General features: G+C 60.7%; 5 protein-coding genes. 2 read left to right on the forward strand and 3 right to left on the reverse strand.

Going from position 1 to position 10,989, the window contains the following annotated elements; all coding sequences use genetic code 11:
• Positions 1 to 844: 844 nt before the first annotated feature.
• Positions 845 to 1,162: a hypothetical protein gene (locus F4Y00_07650; protein ID MYE04828.1), complete on the forward strand. Its 318-nt coding sequence runs from the start codon at positions 845 to 847 to the stop codon at positions 1,160 to 1,162.
• Positions 1,163 to 2,110: 948 nt separating this feature from the next.
• Here F4Y00_07650 and F4Y00_07655 read toward each other — a convergent pair.
• Positions 2,111 to 3,874, reverse strand: coding sequence for a hypothetical protein (locus F4Y00_07655; protein MYE04829.1), 1,764 nt, complete (start codon positions 3,872 to 3,874; stop codon positions 2,111 to 2,113).
• Between the two features lie 608 nt (positions 3,875 to 4,482).
• Here F4Y00_07655 and F4Y00_07660 point away from each other — a divergent pair.
• A complete protein-coding gene (locus F4Y00_07660) occupies positions 4,483 to 8,994 on the forward strand; it encodes an NACHT domain-containing protein (GenBank protein ID MYE04830.1) in 4,512 nt (1,503 codons plus the stop codon).
• Positions 8,995 to 9,183: 189 nt separating this feature from the next.
• On the opposite strand, the gene F4Y00_07665 is transcribed toward F4Y00_07660, so the two are convergent.
• Both F4Y00_07665 and F4Y00_07670 read right to left on the reverse strand, forming a co-directional pair.
• Entirely contained in the window at positions 9,184 to 9,522 is a 339-nt protein-coding gene (locus tag F4Y00_07665; protein ID MYE04831.1) for a hypothetical protein, read from the reverse strand.
• Between the two features lie 286 nt (positions 9,523 to 9,808).
• Entirely contained in the window at positions 9,809 to 10,909 is a 1,101-nt protein-coding gene (locus F4Y00_07670) for a hypothetical protein (protein MYE04832.1), read from the reverse strand.
• Positions 10,910 to 10,989: the final 80 nt, after the last annotated feature.

The following is a 10,989-nucleotide window of genomic DNA, read 5'->3' on the forward strand; positions in this document are numbered from 1 at the left end:
GGGTGAGCTTAAGCGGAGGCCAACAGACGCCTCACGCGCCCGCCCGCGCCCAAAAAACTCTGTGCCCTCAGATGATCCCGCATCGAACATATCGAAACGGACCCGCGCCATTCAGAAAGGGACGGAGAACATCGGAAAGCACTACTAAATAAGTCTTTACACCCCATCCACAACCACCCAAATAGGGGGGTCCCCCAAAACGGGGGGTGCCGGAAACGGGCCTGCGCGAGCGCCGAAACGCCGCCGCTCGAGGGGCGCTGGGTGGCCTGGCGGGCGGCCGCCGGGGGGCTTCGCGGGTGGCGCCGCGCGGTGCCCTTGCGGCGGCGGCGCGGGGGCCTGGCCGGGGCCCGCCGGGCGCCGTGGAAAAGCGGTCGCGGAGGTCCTGATTCGGCGAGGTCGGCGGGCGCCGTGCTCCTACTGCACAGGGGCTCTTCGCGCGTGGCGAGGCGCCGTTGACGCCCCGTTGAGACCGCGGCGGACCTTGGTGCTACAGCCGGTCAGGCTCCGAGGGGCGTCGCTCCCGGCGCCGAGGCCGTCTCGTTTGCGAGTCGAGAGGCCGTTCCACCGCCTCCCGACCCGTCTCACGTTTTCGTCAGGAAGAGCAACGGAGAGGAGCATGACCGACCGGACAACAGCGGGAAGCCCGGGCAGCACCCGTGCGTGGCACGCTGGAGCCCCGAGACGGTTTCGCCCTCGAGCCGCAAGACGCGGCTACGCAGCCCACAGAGCGGATCCAAGGCGTGGAAGAGCTGGCAAGCGCCTTTCTGAACCGATCTTCATCTGCCCGCTGGGGCGGCATTATCTTCCGCTCGTTCGATTCCCTGCTCGGGAGGGAGGAAACGGCATGGAAGCCTACGCCTCGTGGCGAAACTACAAGTTCAAGGTATGCCGCCCGGACGGGCCTTGGAGGGATGTTCGTGGCGTCTACATCTTCGCCAAGCTGACCATCGACGGTCACTGGACGCCACTCTACATCGGCGAGACCGTATCGCTCGCCGACCGGCTCTCCGGCCACGAAAGGTGGGCTGAAGCCGAAGATCTCGGCGCGACCTACATCCACGTCAGGGAGGATAGGAGCTACATGCGCTGCTGCCGTGTCGAGGAAGAGTTGATTCGGTACTACCATCCGCCGCTGAACGATCACCACAAGCGCGGGCGTTGAGGCGGTTGATCGGTCGAGGCAGTAGGCGAATGGTGTCCCGCTCCATCTCGTAGGCGTCCCGACGCTGGAGACAGTCGGCGAGCACGGACCAAGTCCAAGCGCCAGCCCGTCCAGCAATCCCCGGCCTGCCGTATCCGTTGACCGGTCCCGTGTCTCCAACCCACTCCCCCCCTGGACCGATCAATCCGAAGTGTTCCAGGATGCGGTCTTCGGGCTGCCGAGATGTGACGCCGACGTAGGCATACCCGTCGGAGAAGTCGATCTGGTATACGGTATAAACGGGCAACATGGTGTGCCACCGGCACCGGCCTTCAAGGTCGAGTCGGCCGGGAGCGGCGCACGGCTCCCCATCTCGCGTAACGCCTCCGGCCTGCCCGCATGTGAATGTTCGGCGTTTCTCGGGAGCGAGTTCGTCGCAGCTGTAGTAGGCCGCCATCCGGGGGATCCTCTACGAGTTGAACGAGCGTGGACAGGCCTCGGGAGGAGCAAGGTTGACGCCGGGTCTTGTCATCCTCTGCTTCTCACCAAGTTGGCTGCGTGCCATACCTGGTCCTCGCCGGTCTCCCACGCAGCTTCCTCCAAGGCTAGGAACGAGTGATGTGCTTGCGGATCGAGCAGGATGCGTTGCCGTTCATCGTCCCGCACTAACCGGCCACTAGGCCACAAAACCCGTCCCGGGACCGGCTCAACCACCGAACACCGCCGGAGCCAGCTTCCGGCACCGCTCGCCTGCCCCCCTCGCTTCGGCTTTGGGCGTTCGGGCTCGGCTTCCACGCCTAGGTCCAGTTGGACCGCGAGTTGGTTTCGTCGTTTCCGGGTCATGTTCTCCTCAGTTCAACCCATCGCCCATGCCACCTCCCAAGTGCCCGGTTCGGCCAGCCGGCTCGGTCTTCTCGATAACGTAGCACACGAATCACTAGGTCTAGCGGACATCGATGATCCGAAGCCTTAGTTCGACTGACTGAGGAAATTGTCCAAGAGCTGCAGGGAGTGAGCGAGCCTCCGACAGAGATCGTCGATGTGTTCGTAGGGCGAACCGTGCGTCCGAATTAGGCCCGATCGGATTTGCTGAGCCTCCGAGCCACCCGAGTGTGCAACCAGTTTCGTACGAAGCCGCTGCAACTCTCTGATAGGTTCGATGGCCTCGGCAACAACCTCCGAAGGAACGTCCGCGGCTTTCAAGACCTCCTCAGCACATCGGATGGAACCCCATCCCGCTACATCGCCCGCCGGCAAGTGCTTCAGACTCTTGGCGAAGAACCGCTTCTGCAACCCTTCGTTGACGAGCTTCGCCAGCTTCCCGACTACATCGTTCCAACTCTGATGCGCCTCGGTCAGAGGACGGTGAAGCCCATTGAGAAGATCCGGTTCCCGCAGCTTGAACCAACCAACACCTCTTGCCTCCAAGTCACTCACAGTACGTCGCACATCGCGTATGGGATTCTCTTGGCGCAGCCAATTGCCGTGGAAATCGGTGTCATAGGCACTTTGCGTCATGCCCGCCCGGGGCGCTTCATTGAATGATTTCCAGTATACCTGTTCGGAATGGGGAAGATTTCCGAGGTAGGTCACATAAGTATAGATCTGTTTTGCATCGTTTACCCGATAGATCTTGAGATGCCATGCGTTCCGGCACGATATGGACTGATCGTCCACGGAGTATTTGTCCGGATCGGCAAGGTATCTGTTGAGTACATCTGGCTTAAAGAACGCAGGGGAGATTTGGAATGGTAGCGTCGACGGAGGATCGAAGTACGACGCAAGGCTATTGGGGTTGCAGCTAGCGGTCACCAGCTTGCACTTGGTATGATCCAGGAGTACTCGTGGGTCCGGCTTTCGGCCGCGCGTGCCACTATTCCGCCAATCAGCGATAGTGTATGACTCATATCGCTTGGATTGCGCCTTTTCCTCGACTAGGGCGGCACCCAATTCTTCGGCGGTCTTGCGCGGATGCAATACTTGAAGCCCGCGGACGTAGCTTTGATGTGAAGGCTCTATGAGAGCGCTATAGTGCAAGTTACGTTCGTGATCGCTAACGACGCGAGCGTGACCCTGCCAGCGGCTAAAATTCTTGTTGATACAGGTCGAGTCGAACATTTGAATTACAACACTGTCTGCGGCAGACATGTGAAGTTCAATGATCTCTCGGGCGATTGTGATGATCGTGGCGGTCCGCTGAGTTCCGCGTGGGGCCATCCTAACCAACTGGATGACGGATTCTACGTCACCATTGCCATCGAACCGACACCACGATTGACGTTCGGGTACCCAATGAAGATCGTGAGGATGAGTCAGCGATGGAGATACCTCAAAATAGTCAGCATCCTCGGTTCGACCCTCGAAATGGCGGTGAAAGATCAATCGTGTGCTATCGGGGAGGTTGGTACCTGCAACCGTATGATTTCCAGGCTCGAACTCAACACGTGGTGGCAAACCGCCGCCTTCCACGAGGCCGCAATAGGGCGAGGCGAACATGGAATCCCAGCTATGCAGCTTCGAGCTATCGAATCCCGCGATCGTCTTCAGTGGCACCAGCAGAGCATCGACCAACAGAGACCCGGTGTTGGCACACCCAGCGTAGAGGACGATGGGTCCATCCCGACGCTGCTGCTCTAGGAAGTCGAAGAGGGGGCGTTGCTCCGCCCATGCCGGGAGGAGCGCAGGGTTGGTATCTGGGGGTTCCAAGAGGTCCCAGAAGGCTTCAGGCGTCATCTCGTAGGCGTTGGGTGAGTGGCTAGGTGGAGATAGATCGAGGGTTGGAGTCCGTCGGCGCTTGCCGAATTCTTAAGGGACATGTCGGAATCGCGTCAAGGTGTACGCCGCACGTGAATCGCTAACGCGGTGCGCGTACGGCTCGCTCGAACAGGTCGATGAACCGGCGGTTGGACCGCCGGGAGTTCGCAGAAACGATTTGTGCTCTGCATCGGCTGGCGACCTGCCAGATTGGGTGGCCTCGACAGCGCTGGGCACGGCTTCAGGCGACCGCTTGGTTGCATGTGAGGTGAAGAGCGGTAGCGGTACTCCGGGTGTGTCGAGGGCCGTCAGCGGCCGAGTCGGTTGGGCGAGCTGCGCCGAGGGTAACGTCGCCGAGGGGCACGTTGGATGGTTGGCGAAGAACACGACCGACGTGGCCGACCCTGCGGCACGCCCTGGAAGACGTTCCTCGGGCGTCGGGGCGATGGCGCCGGTGGGGCTAAACGGGCGGTAACGGTTCGAGTCGGTGATGATCGGCGGGAGCGGAATCGGCTAGCGCACTTGGACCGGTCGAACCAAGCGTGGCATATTCTCGGTCCCTCCCGGCACCGCAAAACAGGACTCGAATGGCCATTCTGAGAAGCGACATCGAACGGGCCCTCAGCGAGCTCGTTTCTCAAGAAGCGGGGATGCTTTTTCAAGGGTTGGCCGTCCAACTCGGCAAGGAGCACTGCCCCGAACTCATCGCAAACCAGCGGAAGAAGGACTTCGGCCTCGAGGCCTATGCGCCCGCTAGCCGGACGAGCGAGAAGATAGGCAAGGGCCTCGCCGCATCGATCACTGCGACATGGCGGAAGATCTCCGGCGACGCTAAGACCGCCAAAGAAAATCATCCTGACCTGGAGACGCTCTATTTTGTGACACCCGCCAAGATCGGAAACGCCGACCGTAGGAATTGGGAGCAAGCGATTCACGAGAGCCTCGGCCTCAACCTTCACATCATCGAGCGTGAAGAGATCATTACGCTGCTGATGATGCCGAAGAACGCTTCGCTTTGTGCGTCCTTCCTCCGCCTCGACATCCATCACGAACCACAGGTCACTGACCTCATCGCGAGAACCAAGCGCGCGGCCACCGTGGTCACGGAGTCTTGGGCTGGCAAGATCAAGGGGCAGCCGCTAATCGATCTAACGGCAGTGAGGCTCGTCCCGAACGGCACGGAGTCTACCGACGTGCTGTCGCTTGAGCAGGTCGGGCGCGTGCTCTCGCAACGCGGTCGCATTGTGCTCGAAGGACCTGCTGGCTGCGGAAAAACGACAACCCTGATTCAGCTCGCACAACGCGAGCGTGACGGTGTTACGCCCTTCATGATCGACCTCCCCGCGTGGACTTCATCGCGACGGGGACTCCTCGAACACATTGCCGGGATGGCTGAGTTCCAAGCGGAGGGGCTCACGGCCCTCGACCTCGCACGAGTGCAGCAGGCCGAACCGTGCGTCTTGTTGTTGAACGGCTGGAACGAGATTGCGGAATCCGACTCAGCGCCCGCTCTCCATGCGCTCCGGGAGCTTGATCGCGGCTTTCCGAGCGCCGGCATCATCATCGCTACCCGCACCCACCATTTGACGCCGCTGCCTGGTGCAGTGCGGCTGCGGTTGAGGCCCCTCAAGCGGACGCAGCGTTCCGCCTATCTCGCGACACGCCTGGGGAAGAACAGCACTGAGCTTTGCACCCGCATCGAGGCCGAGGAGTCGCTTGACGAGTTGACACGCACACCGTTCATCCTTTCAGAGGTCGCGGCGCTGTTTGAAGCGGGCGCCAGAATCCCCTCTACGAAGATCGGCATCCTAGCCCAAGTTGTCCATCTGCAGGAACAACGAGAAGAACACCTAAACGCATTCCAGGAAGCACCGATCTTCGGAAGGCAAGCGGACTATCTGAAGGCCCTGGCCACGGAGATGACCCGTCGTGGCGCCGTGGGGCTGCCCGAGGCCGATGCCCGCGCCATCGTCGCTGAGGTCGCACAAGTACTCGCGAACCGTGGGCAGATCCAGCAGCCAGCTCCGCCGAGTCTCCTCGCGTCCCTCACGGCGCACCACGTTCTCGAACGCGTTGACTATCCGACGATAGCGTTTCGATTCGACCATCAGCAGCTACAGGAGTACTTCGCCACGCTCGACCTCCGCGCACGACTTCTCGACCTGCGTGACGCTGACGGCGACCCGACCAGCCGCTTCACGGCCGCTTACGTGAACCAGCCGGCGTGGGCTGAACCTCTCCGCATGATCGCGGCGACGTTTGACGAGCGGAGCGATGATGCCAGTGCGGACAACGGCAACGTCAATGCCGGAGCAAGACTGGTGAAGATGGCGCTCGATGTCGATCTCGTGTTCACCGGCGAGCTTGCGCGGCTTTGCGGTGCGGGCGTCTGGGATGACGTCCGCAGTGTCGTCGGCGACCGGTTTCGCGCCGTCTACGCCATGCGCGGCAATCACTTTCGGGACTATGCCGTGGCCGCCATGCTTGCAACGGGCATGGACGACTTCAGCGACCTAATCGCGCCGCTTCTCTCCGAACAGGACGAACAGGTGTGGTTTCGTACGGTCCGCCTCTGGCCAGACATCCGGGTCTCGTCGCTGGGTCCGAACTGGCGTGAGGTCGTGCGTGGCTGGAGCGATGCAGCGCAATCAGTTTTCGTTGCCGAATTGCTGCGCCAGCGGATCGACACCGAGGTCGTAGCCTTCGCTATCGAGGACGACAGCATCGCCGTGAAGATGGGCGCGGTCGAGGGTCTTATGTGGCATAGGTCCGACGATGCGCTCAGCCGTGTTCTGGCATCCCTGGACGCACAGACGTTCGAGGATGTTGCGCGAGAGGACGCCCATCGAATGCCCAAAGCCTTCAGGTCCCGAGCCATCGCCACGTTGCGCAGGTCCCTCGATACCAGCGAGAGCCAGACGGCGCGCCTGCGAACGGCTCTCCGCTTGGTCGAATTCGGCGAGACCGATCTGGACGGTGTCATCCAGGAGGCGCTGGCGGCTCTACCCGACCGCGATGTGCGCGACTCGCGCTGGGGTTACCTCCAGTCGGCGCTCAAGCACCTGTGCGATACGGACCCGGCGTGGGCGAGCGAGTGGGTGGCGATCAAGGTTGCCGAAGGCGTCCTTGTCGATCACGAGCAGTGGATGCCGTTCGCAACCGCTATTCCGGACCACGTGGTTGAGGAATACCTGACGCGCCTGGAGGCCGATAACCTCGAGTGCCGACCCTTGGAGGGCATGATAGCGGTGGTCGCCGCTGAAGCGGATGCAAAGCTTGCAGAACGAGTGTTCGCGGGTTTACGGCGGATGTTTCGAAAGGTGTACGCAGAGCCGGATCAGCCACACGAAGTCGAACGACAAGTGATACGGCAGATGGAGGCTCTGTTTCGCGGCATTCCCGACGATGTGGCGGTGGCGGGCGTTATCTCAGCGGTCACTGATGATGCGTCGGACATCAAGGTCGCCGCGCGCCTCCTCAGCCGGGTTGGCATGGCAGGCAAGGAAGGACTGCACGTCACCGACGGAGACCTTAAAGCGCACCTTCGCGCGTACCTCAAGAGAAGCATTGCGGTTGTGCTCCGCCAAGATGACCTAGCCGGTGAAGAAAAAGCACATCTAGCCTCTGCGATCGCGCAGGTCGGAGAACCGGAAGATATGTCGGACCTGGTTACCTTGATCCGTGCCGACATCGAGCGGATGCGCCGCGGCCGAGCCGCGCGGATGGCTGGGGAGCGAGGGCCCCGGGTTGATGGCGCCAGCGCGAGCTACGCGAACTGGAACGTCGCAGCCCTGATCCGATTGGATCCGGTCGGCTCCGATCAGGTGCTCATGGAACTGCTTCCCGAACCGGAGTACGCCAGAGTCGCCGCGGAGGCGATGGCGCGCCACTTCCTGCCAGAACGGGAGCGTCCCCTGCACACGAACTTTCGGCACGACTTGGTGTGGGCTGCCCGTGAAGGCTCCACCTCGCCCCCTGACGAAGACCAGCGGCGCACACGGTTCGCCACCGCGCTTCGATTAGAAATCGCACGCCTGCGTGAGCAGCGTGAGGATCCGAGGTCCGCCGATAACCTGAAGCAGCTCGCGCAGGCACTGGCAGCCGTTGACGGGCGCGGCTCCGCCGCACCGGTGCTCGACGTGATCGCCATGCCCGACAAGTGGGGAGAACACACCCGTCTCGAAGCAGCCGAACGGTTGTTGACGGCTGGTGTCGTCCTACCCTTAGCCACGGTGTCCGCTTTAGCCAACTCCTTTCTGCAACGGACACAAGAGTGGATGCACGACACAGATAGGTATCTTCTGCGTCGTATTATCGCCCTCTTCCCTCTGACCGATGACGTCGAGGGCGGCATCGAGAGGGTCCGAGAGGTGCTCGGCAAGAGACCGCTCAAGGGGTACGAACTACGGGACGTCGTCAGCGCTCTCGGTGAGAGCCGATCCGATGCCGCCACCGACTTGCTGCGCGACCTCCCATCAGACGAGCGAACCTTCGAGCAGCTCGAAGTGGCGTTTGTTCAAGCCATCGCCACGCTCGATACGCCGGGTGCGCGTGAACTGCTCTTGGGCTTTGTCGATCCGGACATCTGCGGCATTGTACTGACGGACCGTTTTCAAGGTGAAAACGCGCTGGTCGAGCGGCTCGCGGCATTGGCGCAGCGAAGCCCAGAGGTGGCAGTGCGGCTGCAGAACTTGTGTGACCGAGATCTGCCCGAACGCAATCGGCGTGTGCTGTCGAGAATCATGGCTTCGGTCGGAACCCCCGATGCCCTTGCCGCAAACCTGCAGCTGATCGATGATGCCAACCCCTCTCCCGTTCCGCGAGGCGTTTGGGACCAACTCGAGTCCGCTTTCGTCGAGCGACGACCTCTGGCGTACAATCCGAACGCATTCACTTTGCACGCGCGCGCGTCGAATGAGCTACGTGCCAGGCTGTTCGCGATGGCGCTTCAGGATCCGAGACGGCGGAAATCCGCCTTCATGCTTCTCGGAAGGATTGAACGATGGCGCCTCGGGCATGGCAGGCCGACCGGTGAACCACGTCATCCCGACATCGTTTCCGGTCAATCTTGGCCACCAACGCAGCGCCCGAATCGTTGATGAGCCCTTCCCGCTGGCTCCAACAAATCTGGGCGCTCCGTCCGTGTCCCGGTCGACTGGCCGCAAGGATGCAGCGGTGGCTGGATGATGAGGCCGCCGCATCTTAAAGAGACCCACCATCACCCCTTCCGCTTCGTGTGAGCACTTTCGACCGTCATAAGCCCTCCCCGAGCTGGGAAGACCCCGCAACTATTCCTCTTTCCCGTGGCCCGTGATCTGGGCTGCGGCGCCACCCCGAAATCCATCACCCGATTCCCCGTTGAGCGCATAGCACGACAGGCTGGCGGCGCCGAAAGCGAATGGTAGTACGAAGAAAACACACACGAGGGTCTTTGCGAGCGCCACGTCCCGCCAAATCGTGTCCGCTGACATCCACCCGTACGCGCGAAGAAGCGATCGAGCGTCAGCTCCAACTTCTCCCCTTCTGATGGTTTCCGCCACGTTTCCCCGGACCACAAATCCCCGTACCGCCCGAGCGTCGCCGTCATCATCAAGCTCGACAACAAACGAAGCGTTTGACGCTATCATTGCAATCAATGATATTGCACACATGATCGCACAACGCGTTCCCCATCGACGCCTCGACGCGTCGGCCCGTCGCCGCAAATTGAAGAATACTAGAAGCACGGCCGCAATCACGACGACCGCGGTAAGCCCCACCACCCCGCCTGGCCACGGCGGGATTAGCCCGGGACCTATGTGACCCAGCAGCCACGGGACGCCGGCCGACACTATAGACGCCAATCCCCAAACGCTCCTCATGTATTCGCCGAGAGCCTCCAACGCCTCGCTACTGTTGCCGTTCGACATGAGGCTATTCTCCTTCTATTTGGATCGTTTCCTCAATAATCACATTACAGACATCGTTAGACGGCCGAATCTCCACGCGCTCCACTCGGCCAGTTTCGATCCATTCGCCCTGCTGACTCCTGGAGGATACAAAGGTCCACATGGCGCGTTCGATCTTGAGGGAAGCCACCGAATAGCCGAACATCTCGGCTTGACTCTCTGGCAGCAGAGATTTGTAATAGGTAATTCGAGCGCCATTGCTGGGGTTTGTCGTGACGGTGACTAAACAACGAAAACCGTCATCGGGAGATTGGACGGTGTCCTCGGTTGTGGCAACGAAGTCACGGATCCAACGTTCCTCTTGGATGTTGAGATCGTCTCCGTCGTACAAATCATGCTTAGTAGTCTCCCAGATCGCCTGAAGCGCGGCAATCTCATCGTTGTTCGCTCTCTCCTCAACGATGTCTGAGAACAGCTGGTCCAAAGCTGTCGGCGATGGGTGAGCCGATAGTGCGTCTGTGAAAGCGTTGAGTTGGTTACTATTCTGGAGAAACACCTCCTGCAATCTATTAGTGTGATTATCAGCGATCGGCTCGATGTAGACAAAATCCGAAAACCCTAAGGTTCGGATGAAGTTGTGATCCGCAAAGACATCACGCCAATATTCTTCCATTTCCTCCTTAGGTAATCCGGTAAGCGTGGTGTCAGGCATTACCAAGGTGTATTCATCAGAACTATCGAGAGCATCGGCGATACGAAGCCATGCGCTGTCGCGGTTGTCGGCATGGACCTCGAATGGAATAAGAGACAGCGTTGGAAACGCATCCGAGTCCGGCGCAAACCGGAACACGCCAGTTGAAGCTACACTTCCGAAGATTGTCGCCGTGCGCGGGCGAAACCACGCAGCATGAAACAGCGTGTCACTGACAGCCTGAGGTAAGAGAGGGGAGATGAGTAAGGAATCGTATTGTGGAAGGAACATGTCGATTGCTTGGTCGATCGTCGACTCGTCAACGACGAGGATTGTCCGGGGGGACTGTGCAGCCGTCAATCCGGGAGACACCAGAACAAGAAAGCAGAGGATCGTGGTACGGCCGATCAAACGCCTTGAAGGCAGCTTCGTCATGGCTTCTCCTCAGCACCGAGGGTTTCCCTAGCAGGCCGTGGATAAACGGGTTCTCGGGGAAAGTCGCTTGTGCGTGGCGG

The organism is Bacteroidetes bacterium SB0662_bin_6, assembly GCA_009839485.1.
Taxonomy (GTDB): domain Bacteria; phylum Bacteroidota; class Rhodothermia; order Rhodothermales; family VXPQ01; genus VXPQ01.

What these genes read in the sequence shown, in the direction of transcription:
- F4Y00_07665 (MYE04831.1), bottom strand. Translation starts at nt 9,522, where the DNA reads ATGATAGCGTCAAACGCTTCGTTTGTTGTCGAGCTTGATGATGACGGC.
- F4Y00_07660 (MYE04830.1), top strand. Translation starts at nt 4,483, where the DNA reads ATGGCCATTCTGAGAAGCGACATCGAACGGGCCCTCAGCGAGCTCGTT.
- F4Y00_07650 (MYE04828.1), top strand. Translation starts at nt 845, where the DNA reads ATGGAAGCCTACGCCTCGTGGCGAAACTACAAGTTCAAGGTATGCCGC.
- F4Y00_07655 (MYE04829.1), bottom strand. Translation starts at nt 3,874, where the DNA reads ATGACGCCTGAAGCCTTCTGGGACCTCTTGGAACCCCCAGATACCAAC.
- F4Y00_07670 (MYE04832.1), bottom strand. Translation starts at nt 10,909, where the DNA reads ATGACGAAGCTGCCTTCAAGGCGTTTGATCGGCCGTACCACGATCCTC.